Origin of the sequence: Pseudomyxococcus flavus (assembly GCF_050038885.1) — a bacterium.
GTDB lineage: Bacteria > Myxococcota > Myxococcia > Myxococcales > Myxococcaceae > Myxococcus > Myxococcus flavus.
In genome coordinates, this window is the sequence record NZ_CP143624.1 from 630,842 (window position 1) to 654,109 (window position 23,268).

Annotated in this window: 20 protein-coding genes; 10 read left to right on the forward strand and 10 right to left on the reverse strand. The window is 72.6% G+C overall.

Translation table 11 applies throughout. From position 1 onward, the window contains the following. Window positions 1-108 precede the first annotated feature (108 nt). The 4 genes from VZL07_RS02520 to VZL07_RS02535 are packed head-to-tail and all read left to right on the forward strand — an operon-like array spanning window position 109 to window position 7,097. On the forward strand, window positions 109-2,718 hold the full coding sequence (locus VZL07_RS02520; protein WP_426753719.1) for a penicillin-binding protein 1A: 2,610 nt from the start codon (window positions 109-111) through the stop codon (window positions 2,716-2,718). After that, window positions 2,715-4,070: a VCBS repeat-containing protein gene (locus VZL07_RS02525; RefSeq protein WP_426753720.1), complete on the forward strand. Its 1,356-nt coding sequence runs from the start codon at window positions 2,715-2,717 to the stop codon at window positions 4,068-4,070. The genes VZL07_RS02520 and VZL07_RS02525 overlap by 4 nt, the downstream gene beginning before the upstream one ends. Further along, entirely contained in the window at window positions 4,067-5,437 is a 1,371-nt protein-coding gene (locus tag VZL07_RS02530) for a peptide ABC transporter substrate-binding protein (RefSeq protein ID WP_426753721.1), read from the forward strand. The genes VZL07_RS02525 and VZL07_RS02530 overlap by 4 nt, the downstream gene beginning before the upstream one ends. 10 nt (window positions 5,438-5,447) lie before the next feature. Then, on the forward strand, window positions 5,448-7,097 hold the full coding sequence (locus VZL07_RS02535; RefSeq protein ID WP_426753722.1) for a sensor histidine kinase: 1,650 nt from the start codon (window positions 5,448-5,450) through the stop codon (window positions 7,095-7,097). Window positions 7,098-7,100: 3 nt separating this feature from the next. On the opposite strand, the gene VZL07_RS02540 is transcribed toward VZL07_RS02535, so the two are convergent. From VZL07_RS02540 to hpf, 4 genes are all read right to left on the reverse strand, one after another. Continuing rightward, entirely contained in the window at window positions 7,101-7,925 is an 825-nt protein-coding gene (locus tag VZL07_RS02540; protein WP_426753723.1) for a class I SAM-dependent methyltransferase, read from the reverse strand. Window positions 7,926-7,971: 46 nt separating this feature from the next. Continuing rightward, the gene (locus VZL07_RS02545) at window positions 7,972-8,304 is read right to left on the reverse strand and encodes an SMR family transporter (protein WP_426753724.1); all 333 of its coding nucleotides are present in this window, start codon (window positions 8,302-8,304) and stop codon (window positions 7,972-7,974) included. Between the two features lie 126 nt (window positions 8,305-8,430). Further along, a complete protein-coding gene (locus VZL07_RS02550; protein WP_426753725.1) occupies window positions 8,431-10,530 on the reverse strand; it encodes an MXAN_5187 family protein in 2,100 nt (699 codons plus the stop codon). A 153-nt stretch (window positions 10,531-10,683) separates the two neighbouring features. Beyond that, window positions 10,684-11,043 carry a ribosome hibernation-promoting factor, HPF/YfiA family gene (hpf, locus tag VZL07_RS02555; RefSeq protein ID WP_426753726.1) on the reverse strand — a complete coding sequence of 120 codons (360 nt, stop codon included), beginning with the start codon at window positions 11,041-11,043 and terminating at the stop codon, window positions 10,684-10,686. A gap of 169 nt (window positions 11,044-11,212) precedes the next feature. Here hpf and VZL07_RS02560 point away from each other — a divergent pair, with 169 nt between their 5' ends. Beyond that, the gene (locus tag VZL07_RS02560) at window positions 11,213-11,572 is read left to right on the forward strand and encodes a response regulator (protein WP_426753727.1); all 360 of its coding nucleotides are present in this window, start codon (window positions 11,213-11,215) and stop codon (window positions 11,570-11,572) included. Window positions 11,573-11,655: 83 nt separating this feature from the next. After that, window positions 11,656-12,102: a hypothetical protein gene (locus tag VZL07_RS02565; protein ID WP_426753728.1), complete on the forward strand. Its 447-nt coding sequence runs from the start codon at window positions 11,656-11,658 to the stop codon at window positions 12,100-12,102. Between the two features lie 16 nt (window positions 12,103-12,118). Here VZL07_RS02565 and VZL07_RS02570 read toward each other — a convergent pair whose 3' ends face one another. Both VZL07_RS02570 and VZL07_RS02575 read right to left on the reverse strand, forming a co-directional pair. Continuing rightward, window positions 12,119-13,084: an N-acetylmuramoyl-L-alanine amidase-like domain-containing protein gene (locus tag VZL07_RS02570; RefSeq protein ID WP_426753729.1), complete on the reverse strand. Its 966-nt coding sequence runs from the start codon at window positions 13,082-13,084 to the stop codon at window positions 12,119-12,121. Beyond that, complete coding sequence (locus VZL07_RS02575; RefSeq protein ID WP_426753730.1) at window positions 13,081-14,115, reverse strand: HEAT repeat domain-containing protein; 1,035 nt, start codon at window positions 14,113-14,115, stop codon at window positions 13,081-13,083. The genes VZL07_RS02570 and VZL07_RS02575 overlap by 4 nt, the downstream gene beginning before the upstream one ends. A gap of 97 nt (window positions 14,116-14,212) precedes the next feature. Between VZL07_RS02575 and VZL07_RS02580 the strand changes: the two genes are divergently transcribed. Next, window positions 14,213-14,530 (forward strand): DUF4398 domain-containing protein, encoded by a 318-nt coding sequence (locus VZL07_RS02580; protein WP_426753731.1) that lies wholly within the window; start codon window positions 14,213-14,215, stop codon window positions 14,528-14,530. A 17-nt stretch (window positions 14,531-14,547) separates the two neighbouring features. Then, the gene (locus VZL07_RS02585; RefSeq protein ID WP_426753732.1) at window positions 14,548-15,957 is read left to right on the forward strand and encodes an OmpA family protein; all 1,410 of its coding nucleotides are present in this window, start codon (window positions 14,548-14,550) and stop codon (window positions 15,955-15,957) included. Between the two features lie 91 nt (window positions 15,958-16,048). On the opposite strand, the gene truD is transcribed toward VZL07_RS02585, so the two are convergent. Genes truD through VZL07_RS02600 form a run of 3 tightly spaced genes read right to left on the reverse strand, consistent with a single transcriptional unit; the run spans window position 16,049 to window position 19,429 of the window. Further along, complete coding sequence (truD, locus tag VZL07_RS02590; RefSeq protein ID WP_426753733.1) at window positions 16,049-17,083, reverse strand: tRNA pseudouridine(13) synthase TruD; 1,035 nt, start codon at window positions 17,081-17,083, stop codon at window positions 16,049-16,051. Then, window positions 17,080-18,426 carry a DUF4388 domain-containing protein gene (locus VZL07_RS02595; RefSeq protein ID WP_426753734.1) on the reverse strand — a complete coding sequence of 449 codons (1,347 nt, stop codon included), beginning with the start codon at window positions 18,424-18,426 and terminating at the stop codon, window positions 17,080-17,082. The genes truD and VZL07_RS02595 overlap by 4 nt, the downstream gene beginning before the upstream one ends. Before the next feature lie 7 nt (window positions 18,427-18,433). Next, window positions 18,434-19,429, reverse strand: a complete 996-nt coding sequence (locus VZL07_RS02600) for a DsbA family protein (protein WP_426753735.1) — start codon at window positions 19,427-19,429, stop codon at window positions 18,434-18,436. Window positions 19,430-19,501: 72 nt separating this feature from the next. Here VZL07_RS02600 and VZL07_RS02605 point away from each other — a divergent pair, with 72 nt between their 5' ends. Both VZL07_RS02605 and VZL07_RS02610 read left to right on the forward strand, forming a co-directional pair. Next, a complete protein-coding gene (locus tag VZL07_RS02605) occupies window positions 19,502-20,566 on the forward strand; it encodes an asparaginase (protein WP_426753736.1) in 1,065 nt (354 codons plus the stop codon). 57 nt (window positions 20,567-20,623) lie between these two features. Further along, entirely contained in the window at window positions 20,624-21,535 is a 912-nt protein-coding gene (locus VZL07_RS02610; RefSeq protein ID WP_426753737.1) for a diguanylate cyclase, read from the forward strand. Between the two features lie 49 nt (window positions 21,536-21,584). On the opposite strand, the gene VZL07_RS02615 is transcribed toward VZL07_RS02610, so the two are convergent. Continuing rightward, a complete protein-coding gene (locus VZL07_RS02615; protein WP_426753738.1) occupies window positions 21,585-23,198 on the reverse strand; it encodes a HEAT repeat domain-containing protein in 1,614 nt (537 codons plus the stop codon). Window positions 23,199-23,268 lie beyond the last annotated feature (70 nt).

A 23,268-nucleotide genomic window follows, 5' to 3' on the forward strand; every position in this document is an offset into this window, starting at 1 on the left:
CCGGAGCCCCTGCGCCGGGAGGGGCTCCAGAGCGGTTCCCGTTCCACGTCCCCCGGTCTAACCTGCGGACTTCATTCTCAGTCCCGCGCAATGCCCACGGTCCCCGCGATGCCCTCTTCGCCCGAAACCTCCACACCCGCTCCCCCGGCGCCGCCGTCGCGCCCCGGGCTCGGTGCCAGGCTCTGGCGCTGGACGAAGCGGCTGCTCATCACCGGCGTGGTGGGCCTGGTGCTCGCCATCGCCGTCGGCGTGGGCGGCTACATCTACTACAGCCGGGACCTGCCCTCCGTGGATGCGCTGCGCAACTACCAGCCGCCGCAGGTCACCAAGGTCACGTGTGGAGACGGCAGCGTCTGCGCCGAGTTCGCGCGCGAGCGCCGCACGCTGGTTCGCGTGGAGGACCTGCCGCCTCACGTGCGCAACGCCTTCCTCGCCGCCGAGGACGCGGACTTCTACAAGCACGAGGGCCTGGACTTCTTCGGCATCACCCGCGCGGCCATCAAGAACCTCATCCCCAACAGCCGCAAGTCCGGCGCGTCCACCATCACCCAGCAGGTGGTGAAGAACCTGCTGCTCACGCCCGAGCGCAAGTTCTCGCGCAAGGCCCGCGAGTGGATCCTCACGCCGCGCGTGGAGGAGGCGCTCACCAAGGACCAGATTCTCGCGCTCTACATCAACCAGTCCTACTACGGGCAGCGCCGCTACGGCCTGGAGGAGGCCGCGCTCTACTACTTCGGCAAGCACGCGAAGGACCTGAACGTGGGCGAGGCCGCGGTGCTCGCCGGCACCGTGCAGCTCCCGCACCGCATCAACCCGGTGACGAACATGACGCGGGCGAAGTCGCGTCAGCGCTACGTGCTGGACCAGATGGCGCGCAACGGCTTCGTCCCCGCCGAGGTGGCGGAGGCGGAGAAGGAGAAGCCCATCGTCCTGGCCCCGCGACGCGGCAAGGCGGTGGGGCCGTACTACACCGAGGAGATTCGCCGCACCCTCATCGCGCGCTACGGCGAGCAGGCGGTGATGGAGGGCGGCCTGCGGGTGGACATCGCCATGGTGCCCAAGCTCCAGCTCGCGGCGGAGCAGGCGGTGCGCGAAGGCCTGGAGGCCGTGGACCGGCGCCAGGGCTACCGGGGCCCCCGCGGCACGCTGGAGAAGGGCCAGTGGGAGCGCTACCGGGCACTCATCGCCACGCGCATCGAGGAGGCCGGGCGCCGGCAGAAGGACCAGGGCTATGTCGCGGACCTGGCGCCCCTGGCGAAGGCGGAGAAGGAGGCACCGAAGTCGCCAGAGCCCGCCGGCGCCGCGCTGGAGCCCCTGGAGGAGGAAGGCACCGAGGAGCAGCGGCCGGACCTGACGCCCGAGGACGAGGCGCCGCTGTCCCCGGACCAGGTGCTGACGCAGTCGGTGCGCCTCAAGCCGATGGAGGAGGGCCTGCGCCTCACCGGCTACGTCATGCAGGTGGACGACAAGCGCAACGTGGCGCGCGTGGACCTGGTGGGCCGCACCGCCGAGGTGGCCTTCTCCACCGTCACCTGGGCACGGCAGAAGGGCAAGAGCGCCCCCAAGAGGATTTCCGACGTCTTCGAGGAGGGCGAGCTCGTCTTCGTGCGCGTGCTCAAGGCGCCCCCCGCGCCCGCCTTCGTGGAGGCGACGCTGGACCAGATTCCCGAGGTGCAGGGCGGGCTGGTGGTCATCCGCCCCCAGGACCGGCACGTGGTGGCGCTGGTGGGCGGCTATGACGCGGAGCAGTCCTCCTTCAACCGCGCCACGCAGGCGAAGCGGCAGCCGGGTTCGTCCTTCAAGCCCTTCCTGTACGCCGCCGCCATGGGCAGCGGACGCTACACGCCCCTGTCGAAGGTCAACGACGCCCCCGAGGCCGTGCGCGACCCGTACACGGGCAAGACGTGGAAGCCGCAGAACTACGACCGCCAGTTCCAGGGCCCCATGACGCTGCGGGAGGCGCTCACCAAGTCGAAGAACACGGTGTCCGTGCGCCTCATCGAGGCGCTCACCCCGGCCACCACCATCGACTTCGCGCGCCGGGCGGGCATCCACTCGCCGCTGCCGGAGAACCTCACGCTGGCCCTGGGCACGGGCGAGGTGACGATGCTGGAGGCCGCCAACGCCTACGCCACGCTCCAGGCCAATGGCCGCTACGCGGAGCCGTTGATGCTGCTGCGCGTGCGCGACGCGCGCGGCAAGGTGCTGGAGGAGCACCAGCCCGCCTTCGAGGAGACGCTGCCGCCCGCGGTGGCCTACCTCACCACGTCCTTGATGCGCAGCGTGGTGGAGGACGGCTCGGGCCGGGCGGTGCTCGCGCTGGAGCGCCCCGCCGCCGGCAAGACGGGCACCACGCAGCAGTCGCGCGACACCTGGTTCTCCGGCTACACCGCGGACTGGGTGGCCAGCGCGTGGGTGGGCTTCGACAACAACGCTCCGCTGGGCGGCAGTGAGACGGGTGGCCGCGCCGCGCTGCCCATCTGGCTCCACTTCATGCGCGTGGCCCATGAAGGGCTGCCCGTGCGGGAGTTCGAGGTGCCTCCCGGCGTCGTTCAGGTGCGCATCGACCCCATCAGCGGCCTGCTGGCGGGCAACTCCGTCCCCGGGCGGCTGGAGCCCTTCCTCGACGGCACCCAGCCCACCGCGGAGGCGCCTCCGCCGGGGCAGGTGACCACGGACCAGTTCTTCCTGGACGAAGGCAACAGGCGGGGATTGTGAGCCGACACTGGGTCCTGGCCCCGGTGCTCGCCGCGCTCACGGCGCAGGCGGCGCCCTCCTCGGCGGAGAGCACCTCCGCGATTGACCGCCTCGCCCGGCAGGTGGCGGCGGCCGTGCGCGCGCAGCGCGTGGAGGCGCCGGTGGCGGTGAACGTCACGGGCGGCTCCGCCGAGCTGCGGCGCGCGGTGGGCACGATGCTGGCCTCACAGCTCGCCGCCGCGGAGCTGGCGCCGGTGGTGCTGGACGCGCCCACCGCCGAGGCCGCCGAGGCGCTGGCGCGCGCGCAGGGCTCGCGGGCCCTGGTGCGGCTGTCCCTGGACGTCGAGGGCGGTGAGCTGCGCGCCCGCGGCGACCTGCTGGGCACCTGGGTGAATTTCTGGTCCGGCCGCGCGCCCACGCGCCCGCCGAAGCCCGCCGCCACGCTGGTGGAGGCGGTGCCGGCGGATGCGGCGGTGCTGGCGCTCGCGCTGGAGTCCGGAGGCGCGTCCACGCCCTCCGGCCCGCCCGAGGGAGCGCCTCCGGGCATCCGCCTGCTGGGCGCCACCCTGGCCCGCCTGGAGCATCCCCTGGCGGCGCTGGCCGCGGGAGACCTGGACGGCGATGGCCGCGACGAGGTGATGGCGCTCACGGAGCACGACGTCTCCGTCTTCGACGCCGAGGGACGGCTCGTCGCGCGCAAGGCGATGGACACCCTCCCCGCCTCGAGCGCCACCACGCGCGAGCCCTTTGGCGCGCTGGCCCTCCTGCCCGGACCGCCTCGCCTCGCCGCATGGAGCACGCGGCATGCGCACGGCGAGCTGCTCGCCCTGGACAAGGCCCGCAGCACCCTCCGGGTGGTGGGGACGATGGAGCAGGCGCCGCTGGGCGCGACGGAGCGGGCCGACTTCGTCCCCGGACAGACGGCGTTCGCGCCCACCGTGAAGCTGGCTGAAGGCCGCACGCTGACCGTCCCCGCGCCCTTCACCACCGCGAGCCTGGAGGCGCAGCGGATGTTGTTCGTCCATCCGGATGGCGCTGCCACGTACTACGCGAACGCGGGCGCCGTACCGTTGCGCTGGAGCCACCTGGGCGCGGGCAGCGCCCTGGGGGACCTGAATGGTGACGGCACTCCGGAGCTCATCACCACCTCGCCCCAGCTCTCGCCGTCGCCCGACGTGGTGCGCGTGCTCGCCACCCACGTCGACGACCCCGGCGCGCACGAGCCGCTGTGGCAGGGCGCGCTGCCCGCGGGCCGTGCGCTGTACGTGGTGACGGCCAACCTGGACGGCGACAAGCGCCGCGAGGTCATCGTCGGACTCTGGAAGCCGGACGGCACCAGTGAGCTCTTCCTCCTGCGACAGGGGACGCCATGAGACTCCGCGCAACCCTTGCCTGCGCCGTGCTGCTCGCGTCCGCGTCCGCCCAGGCGGCGGGGCGGCCTCGCTACGGCGGGGAGCTCCGCGTCGCCCATGACGGCCCGCCCGAGGTGGGAGAGCCCGCGCTCGCCGACACGCCGCTGGAGGCCACGTTGCTGGGGCTGCTCTCGCGGCCGGTGTGCCAGACCACGGCGGACGGCGCCGTGGCCCCCGCGCTCGCGCGAACGCTATCGCGCCCCACCTCGCAGTCCCTGCACCTCACGCTGCCCAGCGCCGCCGTCGCCCAGGCGCTCGCGCGCGCCTGGATGCGCCTGACCAGCAACGAGGGGGCATCGCCCTACCGCGCCCTCTTCCATGCCGTGCGCGGCGAGGCGCGGCAGGTGACGCCCCGGGGCGCCGCGCTGGAGCTGGCGCTGGCCTATCCGTGGCCGGACCTGGAGCGCGCGCTGTGCCATCCGGCCCTGGCGCCGCCCGTGTCCGCCAGCGCCCTGGGCCCCTTCACCGCCGCCGGACGCGGCGCGCTGGAGGCGCAGACGGCCTGGCCGCAGGGGCGCCCGTACCTGGACCGGCTGCTGCTCTCCGCCACGGACCAGCGCGGCCTCTCACGGCTGTGGTCCGCCCGGCAGGTGCAGGTGGAGCTGGGCGTCGCGTCGGAGACGGACGCCGTCGCCGGGCCGGCCCTCTACGCCACGTTCCTGGCCTTCTCCCCCCGGCGGCTGCCCCCTGACTTCCGGCAGGCCGTGGAGAGCGCCATCGACCGCGAGGACCTCACGCGGCTCTTCGTCCAGGCCCCCGCGCAGCCCATGCCGCACCTGCTGCCGCCCGTGTTGCTGGATGCCCCCGCCCGTCCCCGACCGTCCGCGCCATCGGCCGGCGGCTCGCGCAAGGTGACGCTGCTCTACGACGCTTCCGTGGAGGACCAGCGCGCGGTGGCCGAGCGCATCCAGGTCAAGCTGCATGACCGCGGCTACACGGTGGCGCTGGAGGCCCTCCCCCGCGCGGCCCTGCGCGCCCGCTGGGCCAGGGGTGACTTCGAGCTGATGCTGCACGCGCTGCTGCTGCCCCCCATCCCCGGCCCGGCGCTCGCGGTGGTGCTGGACGCGGGGGGCCGGCGAGACTTGCTGGGCGTGGAGCTGCCGGCCATCGGCTCGCTCCCGGCCCCGGCGGCGCGGGACGCGCGGGCGCGCGAGCGGGCCCTGGCGCTGGCGGCATCCGTCCCCCTGGTGCCGCTGTACGCGCAGGGCCTGGGAATGCGCTTCGCTCCGGACGTGGGCGGGGTGATGATGGATGCACAAGGCCTGCCCTCGCTGGACGGACTGTACGTGCTGCCACCGGAGGGGACGGCGATGGGAGGACGTCCTTGAGGAGACCGCCATGCGCTTGAGGACACGGCTGGCGCTCGCCTTCGCGCTGCTGGCCCTGGTTCCGCTCGCGGTCGTCGTCCCCCCCACCCTCACCCGCCTGCGTGACACGCTGTCGCGCGAGCTGGATGCGCGCATGGAGGCCGCCACTGCCTCCGCGCAGGAGTCCCTGGAGCGCGCCAGCACCACCGCCCGCCGGGCCGTGGAGGAGCTGGTGGACAGCACCATCATGGAGGACCTGGCCCGCGAGGCCCGGGAGCGCCCCACCCGCGCCATCCAGGCCGGCACCGCCGAGAGCCTGATGAAGCCACGGGGCCTGAGCGTCCTGACGCTCTTCGACCGCGACGGCACGGTACTCTCTTCCGGCCACCTGCCGGCGCGCCGGGGAGACCCGGAGCCGGTCCTCTTCGCCGTCACGCGCGAGAAGTCATCCCGGCCCGTGCCGGTCCGCGTGGAGGTGCGCACCGCGTCCGGCCTGCGTCAGCTCCCCGCGCTCGTCACCGCCCGGCCCGTGGACTTCGGGGACCTGCGGCTGTGGGCCGTGGGTGGGGTGCTGCTCGACGAAGGCGTGGCGCAGCACCTGGCGCGGCTCACCCAGACACAGGTGACGCTGCTGGCGGGAGACACGGCGCTGGCGCGCGCCGGAACGGCCGAGCCGCCAACGGTGACGAAGACGCTGCCGCTGGGCGAGGCCGGCACGGTGCAGCTCGTCTTCAGCCGCGCCGCGGCCCGTGAGGCCGAACAGGGCGTCATGCGCGCCTTCCTCCTGCTGGCGGCGCTGGGCGGCACCTTCGCGGTGCTGCTGGGCGTGCTGGTGTCGCGGTGGATGACGCGGCCGGTGGAGGCCCTCACCGAGGGCGCCCGGCGCGTGGCCGAGGGCGCGCTGGAGTCCCGGGTGACGGTGGAGGCCAGCGGCGAGGTGGGCGAGCTGGTCCGGACCTTCAACCACATGACGTCCGAGCTCAAGGCCACCACCGAGCGGCTGATGGCCAGCGAGCGCATCGCCGCGTGGCAGGAGGTGGCGCGGCGCCTCGCGCACGAAATCAAGAACCCGCTGACGCCCATCCGCATGTCGCTGGAGACGCTCCAGGCCGCGCAGGAGGCGAAGCACCCGCGCTTCCCGGACATGTTCAAGGAGAGCGCGGGCGTGGTGCTCGAAGAGGTGGACCGGCTGCGGCGCATCGTCGACGAGTTCAGCCACTTCGCGCGGATGCCCAAGCCACAGCTCGCGCCCGTGGACCTGGGCGAGCTGGCGCAGAGCGTGCTCGCCCTGTACGCCACGCCGCCGCCGGGCATCCAGCTACTGCCCACGCTCCAGACAGGCGTGGTGGCGAGCGCGGACCGGGACCAGCTCACCCAGGTGCTGGTGAACCTGGTGAAGAACGCCGAGGAGGCCATGGCGGCCACCGGCGGCACCTTGCGCGTGCGCGTGCGCGCCACCGACGCCGACGCCATCGTCGAGGTGGAGGACAGCGGCCCCGGCATCCCGCCCGAGCACCGCGCCCGCGTCTTCGAGCCCTACTTCACCACCAAGGAGGGCGGCACGGGCCTGGGGCTCGCCATCGCCGCGCGAATCCTCCAGGAGCACGGCGGCCGGCTGGAGGTCGGCGGCGAGCCCGGCCAGGGCGCGCGCTTCAGCCTCGTGCTGCCGCGCGCGAGCTGAGCCTCAGGCCCCTCGCTCCGCGAAGCGGACGTGGACCAGCGAGGGCACCCGCTCCTTCACCCAGGGCGTTTGGTTGAGGGCGCTGTAGATGAGCCGGTGGAGCCCGCGAGGGAATGCGTAGGGCTGCAGGTCCACCCGCGCGATGCGGGGCTCCCACCGCTTCAGCGTCGCCTCCACCTCATCGCGGTTGATGCCCCAGGGCATCCGCGGGAGCTGGTACGCGCGCGTGCGCCGCAGGCCCTTGAGCGTCTGACGCGAGAACCACCTGGGAATCGTGTCGAAGACGAGCTCGGCCCCCGGGAAGCGCTCGGCGATGTCCACGAGGAGCCGCCGGACCTCGTCTTCCTCGAAGTACATGAACAGGCCCTGGGCGACGATGAACACGCCCTTGCTGGCGTCCACCTGCTCCATCCACGCGCGGTCCAGCGCGCTCACCGGGGAGTGCCGCAGCCGCTCGGTCGGCGTGAGGAAGCGCTCCCGGATGGCAATGGCCTCGGGCAGGTCCACGCTCAGCCAGCGAAGCTGCCCATTGTCCAACCGCTGCGCCTGCGTCTCCAGCCCCTCCCCCAGCGACACCACGAAGCCATCGGGGTGCGAGGCCAGCCACGCGCGGATGGCTTGGTCCGTCTCCACCGCGCGAACCGCGTGCGAGGCCTCCGCGCGACCAAACGACTTCTCGAAGTCGTAGTCGATGGCGTCGTAGATGCGCACCGCCTCCGCGTCCTTCAGGATGCCGTCCGGGCGCTTCGCCTCCCCTGCCCGGTTGTGCAACGTCCAGAGCATCGTCTCCGGGATTCCGGTGAGGTTCGGGACGTACCGCGTCTGCATCTGCTTCCTCCTTGATATCGACAACACCCAAAGACGAAGCCGGGCCTCAGTGGGCCGCCGACTTCGAGAACACGTTGATGACGAGCACGCCCGCCAGGATGAGCCCGATGCCCCCGAGCGCGGCGGCATCCAGCCGCTGGCCCTGGAAGAGCCACGCCACCGCGGACACGAGGACGATGCCCGCCCCGGACCAGATGGCGTAGGCGACGCCGGTGGGGATGGTCCGCAGCGCGAAGGACAGGCAGAAGAAGGCCACGCCGTAGCCCAGGACCACGAGAATGGAGGGCCCCAGGCGCGTGAAGCCGTTCGAGCTCTTGAGCGCCGAGGTCGCCACCACCTCGGCGAGGATGGCTATCGCCAGATAGACGCCGTTGTTCATGTGCTGCCTCCGGGGCCCTCTATAACCACCCGCCGCGCGGACAGCCCGCGTGTCATCGGACACGACAAGGCCCGCGGCCTCCTGAGAGACCACGGGCCTTCGTCACGGCCAGTCGAGCGGGAGGACTCAGTCCTTGACGGGCGTGGCCTTGAGGGCCGCCTTGCCTTCCTTCACGTAGACCTGGAAGCGCACCGTCTTGCACGCGTACTTCTGGACGAGTTGCTCCTTGTTCTTGCGCAGCTTCTGCACGAACTTGTCGTACGTCAGGCCATCCGCCGCCTCGCCACACCGCTCACGGGTGGAGACGAACTCGCGGAAGACCTCCTGGAAGTGCTGCTCGTCGGAGAGGGCCACCGCGGAGTTGCCCAGCCCCGGGAGGGGAACCGCGGCCTGCGCGCCAGCCGCCGGACGCGGCGGGGGCATGGGGATGGCGTCCGACGTCGGCGGACGAGCGCTGGCCTGGAGCAGCTCGCGCGGAATCGCCGCCACCCGCGTCGTCTCGGGGCTGTCCGGCGTGGCCTGCGCAGCCGCCAGCGCGAACGGATCCGCCGCCTGCTGGAGCGAATAGGCCGCCGTGGGCTGGTCCTCGAAGGCGAACGCGCCACGTCGCGGCGCGGCCGGCGCCAGGGGCTCGGGGCCACCAGCGAACGGCTCGGCGGCGGGCTCGAACGGCATCGCCGAGGCGCTCGCGGGGGCTTGCGGCGGCGCGGGGAACGGGAACGCCTCGGCCGAGCCAAACGGCGCAGCGGCGGGCGCTGGGGGCGGCGGAGGGGGCGCGAACGCGAACGGGTCCGCGGCGGGCGGAGGGGCCGGCGGCGCGAAGGCGAACGGGTCTCCCACGGGCGCCTGGGCCGGCGGCGACATCGCGAACGGGTCTCCCGCCGGGGGCGGAGCGGCCATCGCGAACGGGTCCGCGGCGGGCGCGGCCGGCGGCGCGAAGGCGAACGGGTCCGCGGCAGGCGCGGGTGCAGGAGCGGGCGGCGCGAAGGCGAACGGGTCCGCCGCGGGCGCAGGCGGCGCGGCCGGCGGCGCGAAGGCGAACGGGTCCGCGGCCGGAGCAGCGGCGGGCGGCGCGAAGGCGAACGGGTCCGCCGCGGGCGCGGGCTCGGCGGCAGGCGCGGGAGGCTGCGACGCGACCGGGGCGGGCTTCGAGGCCATGGCGGCCGACAGGCTCAGCGTGTCGGAGCTGCCACTGGAGTCCTCTTCCGCCACGGCCTTGCGGCCAGAGCCCATCATCAACGTCCACAGGAGGCTCAGCCCCAGGAGGCCCGCCAGCGCGAACAGGGCGTTCTGCTGGTACGCGGCCAGCGTGCCCAGCACGGGCTGCGTGCTGGCGATGGCGAGCACCTCCAGCGGCGTGCCCGCCAGCGCGCGGCGGGTGCCCACCATCAGCGGCGCCTTGCCGCCCATGAAGTCATCGACCTGGGTGAAGACGGGCAGCGAGACCGGGCCCAGCGCCAGGAGCTTGCCGGTGCTCAGCACCACGCCCGAGGTGTCCGCGGCCACCTTCGAGAGCGACCCTTCCGCCAGCAGCTTCTGGGGCCCGGCGACGCCGGCCAGCGCCTCGCCCTTCACCAGCGCGAGCGCGGCCACGCCGGACGCCTGCACCGCGGCCTCCAGCCCGCCCTCGTCGAGCAGCGGCGCGCCCAGCACCAGCGTCACCGACGGAGCGCCGGCGGACCACGCCAGGGGCACCGCGGCGAACGCATGCGGCGCGCCGAAGGCCTCCGACACGCTGGCGCCGGACTTGATGAGCCCCACCACGTCCAGCTTCGCCGCGTCCGAGGACGGCTCGGCTCCCGCGACGGCGTGGAACTGCGCGTCCTGGGCGGCCACGGCCACCACGGCGCCCTTGAGTTCCTGGGGAATCACGGCCTCGACGGCGCTGCGGACCGCGGCGAAGCGCTCGGCGGTGAAGACGCGAGCGGCGGCGGCCTCCGCCTCGGCGCGCTCGCGCTCACGCGCGTTGCGAGGCGCGGGCTGCTCCGGCAGCGCCGGAACGGCGGCGGACACCACCTCCGGCATGGCGGCCAGCTTCAGCGCGAGCGACTGCACTTCGGCACGACGTGTCTCCACGCGACGCGCCACCTCGGCGGCGCCCGCGGAGGCCTGGGCCGACGCTCCGGCGACGGCGCGCTCGCGCAGCGGTCCCGACAGCATCGGCAGGTGTGCAACGCCCAGTCCGATGACCAGGAATGCGAAGACGAGGAACTTGAGGCGGACCATCGCCGTCCTTTTAGCCCGAGGTTGAAGGGTTCCGCTTATAGCGTTCACCGTTCGGCCCCAGCAAGATTCGGGCACTGGACATGGCGAACCCGGCCGCCAGGTGTACGACCTGGGGGCCGGGCCCGTGTCGCCTCACACTGCACTCCAGTGCGGCTAGTAGGTGGGAACGTCGACCGCCACGTCCTGGGGCAGGCCGTTGGTGTGCACCTCGCGCCGCTTCTCCAGCAGGCGCTTGAGGCTCTTCTCCAGACGGTCACGCGTTGCGTCGATGGCCGGGTACATCGAGTCCGCCGTCTCCGTCACATGCACCGCGGAGAGCCCGGGCAGGCGCACCGTCACCCGGCACTCCTTGTCCATGCCCCCCTTGGGGCCGTTGGTGTCGACCAGGGAGATGTCGATTTCCGCCGCCTCGTCATCCGCGAACCGCTCGATATGGCGCACCAGGTGTTCGTCGACATACGACTTGAGAGCATCCGACAGGTCCAGGTGCACTCCACGCAGCAACACCTTCATGGCATTTCCTCCGGACCCAAAGATGGGCAGCCTGACGCCCGGAAGTGAGCCACCCCCTGCCCTTTGGCGCTCCTCCGGTCGCGCTCCCCTGCTCCCCTGACAGGAGACCCTCCGAGCGCACGCGGACGCAACGGACGAATCACCGGCGCCGCGTGGGTTTCCCAGAGGCATGGGTGAGCGAATCAAGGTCTTGCTGGTCGAGGACGACGGGGATAGCCGGGAGCTGCTGGCGGAGCTGCTCGAGCCGGAATTCGACGTGAGCACCGCCACGGATGGCGTGGCCGGCCTGAAGGCCTTCGAGGCCGAGCATCCAGACGTCGTGGTGACGGACGAGTCCCTCCCCGGCATGAATGGAACCGAGCTCGCACAGAAGGTGAAGGAGCGCGAGCCGCGTGCCCGCGTCATCCTCGTGTCCGGGTACACCCAGGTGCAGGGCTCCGAACATTGTGACGTGGTGCTGCGCAAGCCCATCGACGTGGAGCGCCTCAGCGCGGCGCTGGGTCAGCTGGGGAACGAAGCCCGACAGTGAACGAAGTGACGGGCCCCGGGTGCCGCCGCGGGACGCCCGACCTACTCTTTTCCTCCAGACACCCGCGGGTAGGAGGGACGGCAATGAGATATTGCGCCAGGTGCGGCTCCGAGTATCAGGACAGCGTCGAGGAATGCGCGGACTGTCCGGGCAACCCTCCGCTCGTGAGCACGGAGGAGATGCGCAGCCGGGGGCTGCCCCTTCCGCACGAGCTGGACACGCGCGTCTTCGTCCGCGCGGGCTCGGCGGAGGACCCCTTCACCGCCGAGGTCTACGTGCAGTTGCTCCAGGACGCGAACATCCCCGTCCTGGTGCGCGCCGGCCGCTCGGGCGTGGTGGACAAGCTGACCACGGGCAACGTGCTGCCCTGGTGGGAAATCCACGTCCCGGCCGAGCAGCAGGTCCGGGCCGCCACGTTGCTTGAGCAGGAGCGGCTGCGGGAGCTGGCCACCAACGACGAAGCCGCCGCGGCCGCCGAGGCGGAGGAGCGGGAGTCCGAGTCCCCCGCCGTGCCGCCACCGAGCCTCTGAGCGGGCGCGGAGGGCCTCAGGGCGTCGAGCGCATCACCGAGCCGCCGCTCGTCGTGTCGGGGCGCCGGGGCTCGAAGAGGCTGACGCCCGTCACCTTCCACTTCGCATAGCGCGCGTTGCGGGCGAGGAACGTCTCCAGGTCCTCGTCCACCACGCGGTTGTAGCCGCCGCGTGACGCATGGCGCAGGTACGTGCGCTTCTTGCGCTGCACCACGAAGCCCAGGTGGGTGATGCGGGTGGCCTTCAGCGGCAGGTCCTCGCGCAGCACCACCAGGATGGTGCCCGAGGGGATGTCGCGCGCGTGCGCCATCACCCGCTCCAGGGGCAGCATGTTCAGCGAATACGTGCCCACCACCTGCTGCGCCTTGGGGAGCCCCAGGGCCTGCGACGAGCGCGACTGCCAGGTGAGCCGGGTGAGCGTCTTCGTCACCGCCACCGCGTCCTCGCCCGCGTAGCGCCGCGTCACGTCCGCCAGGAAGCCCTTGCGGATGTTGTTGGGCAGCCACTGCGCCTCCATGAGGTGGTTGCGGTCCTCGTAGGTGGGCATGCTGGCGTAGCGGATGCGCTCCAGCAGCGGCGCCACGTCCTCCTCGCTGGCCGCCAGGCTCAGCGCCAGCGACTGCTCGACGAAGGTGAGGCAGTCCACGGCGTCCAGGCGGAAGGTCGGGTCGGGGTCCACGCCGTGCCCCTCCCCGAGCGGGGACAGGACGTAGGGCGTGTTGATGAAGCGCTCGCTCATGCGCAGCAGGCGGCGGGCGAGCGGCGCGCCCACGTCCTCCGCCACGAGCGCGGCGCGCTGCTCCGGCGTGAGCCCCACCCAGCCGTTGGGCTTCACCGGCCGGGCCGTCGCGACCTGCGAGGACGCGGCCGGGGACTCGAGGAGGGCCTCCGCGCCGGGGCGGGCATCCGCGTCCGCCGAAGGAAGGGGCGCCGCGGGCGCCTGGGACAGCAGCGCCGCGGCCAGGACCGCGCCCAGGCTCATTGCGCGACACCCGCCTTGCGGAGGATGGCCTTGCGCCGGTCGTCGCGCAGCTGCAGCGCCTCCAGCTCCCGCTCGTAGGCGAGCTTCTCGTCCGACTTCGCGTTCCACGACGCCAGCACCAGCCACTCCAGCATCGACGCGTCGCCGCCCTCGTGGAGGATGCGGGCGGCGCTGGCGGCCAGCGCGCGGTCCTTGTCCTCCAGGAGCGGCTTGAGCGCGGGCGCGGCCTTCTTCGCGCTGACGCCTTCGTAGAGCTCCAGGCCCTGCCGGCGCACGAAGCGGTCCTCCGAGCCCAGGAGCTTGCCCGCGAAGGCGAAGCCCTCCGGCGCGCCGAGCCGGCACAGCCCCTTCGCCGCGGCGAAGCGGGTGGACTCCGAGTCGCTCGCAAGGAACTCCTTCAGCGCCGGCCCCTGCTTCGCATCCCCCGTCTCGCCCACCGCGGCCAGGATGGCGGCGCGGACCTCCAGCTCCTTCTCCGCCTTGGCGGCCTTCACCAGCACGGGCCCCATCTTCGGGTTGCGCGAGGCCCCCAGGGCCCGGGCCGCCTCACGACGCACGCCGCTGCTCTTGTCGTCCAGGAGGGGGACCAGCACCTGCGTGTAGCGGCTGTGGAGCTTCGCCAGTCCCTGGGCGGCATACATCCGCACCGCGCTGTCCTCATCCGACGCCAGCCCCACGAGGGTGGGCTCGGCGGCGCGCGTCACCAACCCCGCAAGCACCGCCGTGAGGTTGCGGCGCAGCCGCTCCTCGTGGACGTTGCGCAGCGTCGTGGCGATTTCCCGGGCCGCATAGGCCTCCTCCCGGAGGTAGCGCAGGCGCGAGACGGCCGTGGGGACCGCCCCTCCCTCCACCACGGCCTGGATGACCGCGTCCGTCTCGGCGCGGCGGGACGTCCGTTTGGCGGCGGACGCCGGCCCGGACAGGGCGGCCCAGGGGACGAGCAGCGAGAGCACGAGGACGAGGCGGACGGACGGGCGCACGGGTACGGGACGATGGCAAGGGCGGCGCCAGCCGTCAAAGTCCTGCCACATGCCCGCCCCCCTGGTCCGCCGGGATGCCCGATTCTTGACCCTCCAGGGGGCGATTGATACGACCGCCAGGTTTCACCCCTTCCAAAGGCGCCACCCTATGAAGAAGCTGATGGCGTTGGTGGCGGTGTCGGGAGCGCTCGCCGCGTGCGGTCCCGTGAAGTCCACCGCGAACATCCTCGACGCAGAAGTGCAGATCCAGGCCGCGCGCACCGCCGGGGCGGAGCAGCTCGCTCCCTACGAGTGGACCGCCGCCAACCTGTACATCGCCAAGGCGCGTGAGGAGGTGGGGTACTCCGACTACCAAGCCGGCGTGGACTTCGCCGTGAAGGCCTCACGCTACGCCAACGAGGCCCGCGAGAAGGCCATGGCCGCCGCTGGCAACACCGAGGCCGGCGGCCGCACTCCGAACCCGTGACGCCCGAGCGCTCCCCGATGACGCGTCAATTCCTAGTCGCGCTGCTTCCCCTCCTCCTCACCGTCTCCTGTGTCAGCGGCAGCAAGATTCGCGCGGACACGGAGGTGCTCGCGGCCAACGTGGAGCGCGCCCGCCGCGGCGGCGCCCTGCGCTGCGCTCCCGTGGAGCTGGCCACCGCCGAGGCCCACCTGGACTTCGCCCGAGGCGAGCTGAGCCAGGGCAACAGCGGCCGTGCCGACACCCACGTGCGCACCGCCGACACCGCGGTGAACCGCGCGCTGGCGCTGTCGAAGAACTGCGGCCCGCGCCAGGTGCTGGTCCGCGACCGGCCGGAGGCCCAGCAGCCGCAACAGCCCCAGCAGCCGCAGCAGCCCCAGGTGGTGGTCCGCATCGAGGAGACGGACAGCGACGGCGACGGCACCCTGGACAAGGACGACCCCTGCCCCGACCAGGCCGAGGACAAGGACGGCTTCCAGGACGAGGACGGCTGCCCCGACCCGGACAACGACAACGACGGCGTGCTGGACGGCAACGACAAGTGCCCGCTCACGCCGGGCGTGGCGGAGAACCAGGGCTGCCCGGCCGAGGCCCCGAAGGACCGCGACGGCGACGGCGTCCCCGACCCGGAGGACAAGTGCCCCGACCAGGCCGAGGACAAGGACGGCTTCCAGGACGAGGACGGCTGCCCCGACCTGGACAACGACGGTGACGGCATCGTCGACACGGCCGACAAGTGCCCCGACGAGGCCGGCCCCATGCAGAACTTCGGCTGCCCCATCGTCGACAAGGACGGTGACGGCGTCCTCGACGTGGACGACAAGTGCCCGGACGAGCCGGAGGACAAGGACGGCTTCCAGGACGAGGACGGCTGCCCCGACCTGGACAACGACGCCGACGGCGTGCCGGACGCCCAGGACAAGTGCCCCGACGAGGCCGGCGCGACCGAGAATGGCGGCTGCCCGGACAAGGACACGGACGGCGACGGCATCGTGGACCGGCTGGACGCGTGCCCCGAGGATCCCGGCGTCCAGGAGGAGCGCGGCTGCGCCAAGCAGTACAAGATGGTCGTCATCAAGCGCGACCGGATCGAGATCAAGAAGCAGATCCTCTTCAGCTCCGGCTCGCACAAGATCTACGGCAAGCAGAGCACCGCGGTGCTCGACGACGTGGCGCAGGCCCTGCGTGACGCCCCGTGGATCAAGCGCATCCGCGTCGAGGGCCACACCGACTCGCTGGGCAACGACGCGTCCAACATGAGGCTGTCGCAGCGCCGCGCGGACGCGGTGATGGCGCAGCTCATCCGCCGCGGCGTCGACCCGGCCCGCCTCCAGGCGGTGGGCTATGGCGAGACGCAGCCCATCGCGCCCAACAGCACCAAGAAGGGCCGCGCGATGAACCGCCGCACGGAGTTCAAGGTCGCCGAGTAGCCCTGTCGCCGCCCCGGCCTCACGAAGGCCGGGGCACGACGCACGACGCCTCCCGGGCCCCGAGCCCGCGGAGGCGTCTTCGTTTCGGGGGTCAGCCGTCCTTGAGCAGCTCGTGGAGGACCTCGGTGGCGTACGCCCCCCGAGGCAGCTCGAAGGTGAGCCAGAGGTCCTCCCCCTCCTGCGTCGTCTCGGCGGTCAGCTCGGGTGAGCCCAGGCGGACGCGGTAGGGCCTGCGGCCCCCTTCCGTCTCCCCGCCGCCGCGCCGGAAGTCCTCCGGCGTGACGCCCTCCTCCGCCAGCAGCCGCGCCTCGCTCTCGGCCACGGCCCCGGCGGTGGCCGTCATCTTCGGCCCGAAGAGCGGCCCCGCCGGGCTCACCTCGAAGGCCGCGACGCGCGGGCCATCCACCTCGGGCGACTCGCACACGAAGAGGCCGCCCGTCTCCTCCTTGCGCAGCACGTCTCCGAGGAGCGCGGTGGCCAGCGTGCCCGCACGCAGCCGCTCCGCCAGCGCGCGGTTGAAGAGGCGCGACTGGAAGGCGGAGAGGTACAGCTTGCGCTGGAACCGGTCCGGCCGCTTCGGCAGCCGCTGCCCCAGCACGAGCAGCCGCCCCAGGTCGGCGTTGTCTCCCGCGCGGCCGAAGCGCTGCTCTCCGAAGTAGTTGGGCACGCCCTGCGCCACCAGGCGGGAGAAGCTCTCGCGCGCCGCGCCCGCGTCCTTCACGCCGCGCAGACGCAGGCGGAAGCGGTTGCCGCGCAGGTGGCCGGTGCGGAGCTTGTTCCCGTGGCGCTTCGCGGCCAGCACCTGCACGCCGTCCAGGGCGAAGTCCGCCACCTTCGGCTCGGCGCGCGCGGGCACGGACACCCACTGCCGGGTGACGGCCTGCCGGTCCTTCATCCCTGCCGCGCCGATGTCGTCCTCTTTCACGTCCAGCGACGCGGCCAGCGCGCGCACGAGCTCGCGCGTGTCACGGCCCCGCTTCTCCACCCACAGGTAGAGGTGCTCCCCCTCGCCAGCCGGCAGGTAGGCGGGCAGCTCCTCCACCTCGAAGTCCTCGGGCACCAGCTTGAAGGCGCCCCCACAACCGGGCACCTCCGCCGTGAGGCGCGGCCATCCAGAATCCGTCACGGTGCCTCGATCGTGGCCAGCAGCTCCTTCACGCGCCGGGCCAGGTCCTCGTCCGCGCGTGACTCCAGCAGCTCACCGGCCTGGAAGAGCAGGAAGAACATCATGTCGCTGAGCGCTTGCTTGAAGGTGGCCAGCGGCTCGCTGCCCAGCTGCGCGCGGTGGCGCTCGAAGCTCTCGATGAGCTTGTTCTCCGGGAGGCTGCCATCCGGGGCAAAGGCCAGCCCCTCCAGTACCGGGGACGACGTCAGGCCCTGGCCGGAGAGCGCGGCGTTGGCCGCTGCGATGAACTCGCGGTCCATGCCCTGCTTGGCCACCTCGTCGCGAATCTCCCGGAAGATGAAGTTGAAGACGCGGGCCACCGGGCGCGGGTCCACCGTCGGCGAAGGGCGCGCTGGCGTCCGGGCGGTGGACGCGGCAGGCACCGGCCGCTCGGGGGGCTGGGGAACCGGCGTCGGGACGCCCGGGCCGGGCACCATCAGCGGCTTGTCCGACACCGACGCGAAGCCGCCCTCCAGCAGCCGGAAGACGACCTTGGTGATGTCGAACTCGGACAGGCGCGCCGCGTGCCCCAGCTCCAGGAGGGTGCGCCGCCCGTCGAGCAGGCCCAGCACGCGGTCCTCGTCCTCCTCCAGCTTGCCGTCCGAGGGCCGCTTGCGCGTCACGTACAACCGGCCGTGGGGGATGCGCTTCCGGAAGTGCGCCAGCTCGTCAATCTTCCGGATGCTGTCCATCAGCAGGCTCTGCGTGGACAGCTGGATGATGTGGCCCGACTTGTCGTCCACCGGCTGGTCGATGAGGAAGAAGCTCCCCTCCCGGCACAGGACGATGGCGTGGAAGATCTCGCTGACCTGGTGGGTGACGCACTTGAAGAGGTCGTGCGACTTGAGCAGCCCCTTCTCCACCAGCGCGCGGCCGACCTTGGACGGCGGGTGCTCGCGCAGGACGGCCTCCACCTGGGGCCGCTCCACGTAGCCCATCCGCACCAGCACCTCGCCCAGGCGGTCGGCGGGGTCGTCGGAGGAGGCGCCGCGCACCTCGCCCTCGCGCAAGGTGACGGAGCGCTCGCCGCCCGGTGAGTGCACACGCACCACCCCGCTCCAGCGCGACTGGCTGAGGAAGGCGATGAGGTCCGACAGCGGGAAGCCGCCCGCGTCCCCCGACAGCACCACGCGCGGCGCCGGGATGGAGCCACCCTCCGCGGGCGTGCGCGAGAACACCAGCAGGTCGGGCGCCGTCGCCATCAGCGCGTACGTCCCCGACCGCCCCGCGAGCGGCGAGGGCGCGTGGCGGTCCTCGGGGACGAGCTGCGCCGACGCGTCGATGCGGAAGCGGGGGGTCGTCATGACGGCGTCAGTCAGCCGCCCAGGCGTTCTTGTTGGCGGACCACTCCAGCTCGTCTTCCAGGCTGTGGGAGAGCATCTCCGGCTCCACGAAGGCCAGGTCGAGCGCGCGCCCGTTGAAGTACACGGCGGGCGTGCCGCTGATGGCCGCCGCGCGGCCCTGGCTGCGGTAGTTGTCCAGCTCTTCCTTGTAGGCGTCCGTCTTCAGCAGCGCGGACAGCTTCGCGCCGTCCAGGCCCAGCTGCGTCGCCAGGGACGCAATCGCCTCCGGCTTGAGGTTGGACTGGTGCTCGAAGAGGGCGTCGTGCATCTGCCAGAACTTGCCCTGGTCCCGGGCCCACAGCGCGGCCTGGGCCGCCGGCAGCGCGTTGGCGTGCATGGACAGGGGGAACGGCAGGTAGCAGAAGCGCACCTGCTGCGCGTGCTTCTTGGCGAAGGCCTCCAGCACCGGCCGGGCCTTGGCGCAGTACGGGCACTCGAAGTCGGAGAACTCCACCACCGTCACCGGCGCGCTGGCGGAGCCGGTGCACATGCGGTCATCGACCTGGAACTGCGCCCGCGGCTTCCGGAAGCCGTCGTAGTACGTCGACAACGTGAGGATGACCTCGGTGGCCGGGCTGCCCTCGGACACCATGCGCGCGGCCAGCTGCGCCATGCGCCGGGCGTGCTTGCAGGGGGTGTGCGACTTCAGACAGGCGCCCAGCGTGTGGGGGCAGCCGCAGTAGCAGAACTCGTCGCTGAGCACCGTGGCCAGCTCGCGCTTGGCGGTGGGCGACAGCGAGGAGAAGTCCATGCCGGGGATGCCCGTCAGGGCGGCGGCGGGATCCGCGGGGGCTGGGGCGGCCGCCGCGGGGGGCGGGGTGGCCGGGGCCGCCGCGGGGGCGGGAGCCGACGGCACCGACTGGCCTCCCGTGGGGGCCGCGCTCTCGGGATTCTTGCACCCCGGGGCCGTCACGACCGCGGCGGCCAGCAGGGGAACGACACGCTTCCAGCAGGAAAGGAGCACGCGGCGGGTCTTAGCGACGCGCGCGGGGCTTGTAAAGCAACGCCAGCCTTGGCAGGGAAGCGCCTGTTCATCATGCCCAGAGTCCTGCTGCTGCATACGGGGGGTACGCTCGGAATGGCCGGGGGCCGCCCGTCCGCCCTGCGCCCCGCGGCCTTCTTCAAGACCCTCAAGGCCCGGGTGCCCGAGCTGTTCGAGCTGGCCGACATCGAGCTGGAGCTGTTCAGCAACCTGGACAGCTCGGAGATGCAGCCCGAGCTCTGGAGCCGGATGGCCGCCCACCTCCATGCCCACCTCCCCCACTTCGACGGGGCCGTGGTGACCCATGGCACGGATACGCTCGCCTATACCGCGAGCGCCCTCTCCTTCATGTTGCGCAACCCGCCCTGCCCCGTGGTGCTGACGGGCTCGCAGCGGCCCCTGGGGAAGATTCGCTCCGACGCGAGGCTCAACCTGATCGACGCGGTGCTGTCCGCGCTCCAGGGCCCCCGGGAGGTCACCATCTGCTTCGACTCCCGCCTCTACCGGGGCAACCGCGCCCGGAAGGTGAAGGTCGCCGAGTACGACGCCTTCGACAGCCCCAACTGCCCGGTGCTGGGCACCCTGGGCGTGGACGTCACCTTTGAGCCGGGCCTCAAGCCCCGCGGCGCCTTCCGCCTCCTCGAGCGGCTGGACCCGCGGGTCTTCCTCCTCAAGGTGTATCCGGGGCTGGACCCGGCGCTGCCGCTCCAGCTGTTGCCCCACGTCCGGGGGCTGGTGCTGGAGGCCTATGGGGCCGGCAACTTCCCCATCGACCCGGAGCTGGGGCGCTCGCTGCGGCCGCTCTTCCTCCAGGCACGGGAGCGGGGCGTCCCGGTGGTGGTGGTGAGCCAGGCGCACCGGAATGGCGTGGACCTCTCATTGTATGAATCGGGCGCGGCGGCCCTGGAGGCCGGCGCGGTGGGCGGCGCGGACATGACGCCCTCGGCCGCCCTGGTGAAGCTGATGCAGGGGCTGGCCTACCACTCCGGCTCGCCCCAGGCCCTGGCGCGCTTCCTCCAGACGCCCGTGGCCGGAGAATTGACCGTCGGCAGGCCGACAGTCGCCCCGGAGCCCCCGGACCGGCGCCGCGCCGCGCGCCGGTCCAGAGGGGAGTCGTGAAGAGTCGGGCAGTATGCTTGCCGCCGCGAAATGGCGGCCCGTAAGATGGGTGCCGCGATGTCCGAGGAGAAAACTTCCGTCCATTCGATTTCGGACCTGCTGGGCAGTGCCCAGCAGCAGAGCGCCTATCTGATCGTCATCAGCGCCAAGTCCGCGGCGGGCATCGGGCGGATGTTCAAGCTGGACCGCTCCGAGGTCGTCCTGGGGCGCAGCTCGGAGGCGCAGTTCCAGGTCGAGGACGACGGCATCTCCCGCAAGCACGCCAAGGTGGTGGCGCTGGGGGACGGCCGCTTCCAGCTGGTGGACCTGGCCAGCACCAACGGGACGTACCTCAACGGCCTGAAGGTCAACGCCGCGCCGCTCTACGACGGCGACAAGATCCAGATCGGCTCCAACACCGTCCTCAAGTTCTCCATCCAGGACGCGCTGGAGGAGCAGTACCAGCGCAGCATCTACGAGTCCGCCACGCGCGACGGCCTCACCCGCGTCTACAACAAGAAGTACTTCCTGGAGACGGTGCGCAAGGAGTTCAGCTACTGCCTGCGCCACCGGGTGCCGCTGTCGCTGGTCCTCTTCGACGTGGACCACTTCAAGAAGATCAACGACGCGTATGGCCACCCGGCCGGTGACTACGTGCTGACGCGTATCGCCCAGCGCGTGAGCGACACGGTGCGCACCGAAGACCTGCTCGCTCGCTATGGCGGCGAGGAGTTCGCGCTGATGCTGCGTGAGTCCGCCGAGGACCAGGCGCTGGCGTGCGCGGAGCGCTGCCGGTACGCCGTGGACAAGGCGGACTTCGTGTTCGGCGGCACGCCCATCAAGGTCACCATCAGCCTGGGCGTCGCCACGTTGCTGGACTCGGACTTCTCCCAGCCCGAGGACCTCATCGCCGCGGCGGACAAATACCTCTACCGGGCCAAGCGCGCGGGCCGGAACCGCGTGGACGCCAAGGCCATCAGCGGCGTGTAGCCGGGCCGCCTGACGCCCGCGGCGCCTTCTGGCCGGGGGCACCGCCGGGCTAGTGCCCGAAGCCCAGCCGCCGCAGCGCCTCGCGGGACACGTGCTGCACGTGGGCATCCGCGTCGCGCGCCGCGGCGTCCGACAGCGCCGCGGCGGCCTGTGCCCCACCGATGCGTCCCAGCGCCTGCGCCGCGGCCACCCGCACGGGCGCCTCCGTGTCCTCACGCAGACACCCGGCCAGCGCCTTCACGTGCGACGCACGGCCAATCTGCTCCAGCGCCTCGGCGGCAGCCACGCGAACCTCCGCGTGGTCCGACGTCAGCAGCAGCGCGGCCTCGTCACCGCGCGACGACTGCCGCTGCGCTGTCAGCAACTCCAGCGCCGCGCTCACCACCTCGGGCGCGGGGTCCCTCAGCGCGCGCGAGGTCACCTCGGGCACGCCCGGGTGCCGCGTCGTCAGCCCGCTCAAGGCCCGGACAGCCCCCGCGCGCAGCGGCGGCTGCCCATCGTTGAAGAAGGGCTCCAGGGTCGCCACGCGCTCCCGCGTCCCCTCCCCGCAGTCCGAGAGCTGCGCCAGCGCGGCCCCCCGGACGGCCACGGGCAAATCCCGGTCCCGGGCCGCGCCCAGGAAGAAGGCCGCGCACCCCTTCTCGCGCGCCATGGCCTCCAACCACGGCCGCGCCTGCGTGGCCTCGCTGGACGCCATCCGGCGCTCGGCGGCCGTGCGCAACGGCACCCCTTCCGCCTCCGCCAGCGCGCGCGCCGCATCCCGGCGCACCCACCGGTCGGTGTCCCCCAGCGCCCGCTCCAGCTCCCGCGTCGCCAGGGGCCCGTACACGCGCAGGCCCTCCACCGCGCGCCGGCGCTGGAGCGGATCCGTCCCGGTGAGCTCCGGCTGCAGCGCCTCCAGCTCCTTCGAGTAGACGGCGAACAGCCGGTTGATGCGCGCCTCCTCGCCGGGCTTCGCCTCGTCCACCAGGAGCCGCCCCACCGACGTGTGGTTGCGCCCGGCCACGACCTTGAGCGCGCTGGCGATGACGGCGTCCGCGCGCTCCGGCCGGGACGCCATGGCCTCCAGCACGACGCGGGCGGGCTTGCGGCCCAGGAAAGCCGCCAGGTGGGCCAGCGCCGAGCTCCGGACGGACAGGTCCTCCGAGTACAGCTCCAGCTCCAGCGCCTCGCGAATCGCGTCCCGCCGCCCCCAGACCCGGGCCGCCGCGTTCGCGCCCCGCGGGCCCCCCTCACGGAGGAACTTCGCGGAGGAAGTCCCCGCCTCCGCGGCGGCGCGGGCCGCTGTCAGGCAGGCATCCAGGTTCGACGCCACCGGCTGCGCCAGCACCCAGTCCGCCAGGGCCCGCCGGTCCGAAACGCCCAGGCGCTGGGCATCCGCGCGCACCGCCGCCCACCTCACCCGCCAATCCGAATCCTTCATCGCGGAGACGAGCGGCGCCCGGGGAATGGGCCGCTGGCCCGCCAGCGTGCGGACCCAGGAATCCACCCGTCCGCCGGGCAGGCACGAGGCGCAGGTGCGGGCCCGCAGGGCGGTGTCCACCACATGGCGCTGACAGGACATCCAGCACGCCTGGGTCGGGGTCCCACCCTGCTGCTGGCCGGTCGTCAGGAGTACCACCAGGAGGAGGGCTGGGCTCACGAGGCGGACACTGTAGTCCATCCGCCTTAGCGTTTTCGTCCGGCGTCCTTGCGTTTTCCCGCCCAGTGGGCCATACCCGCTGCCCCTTTTG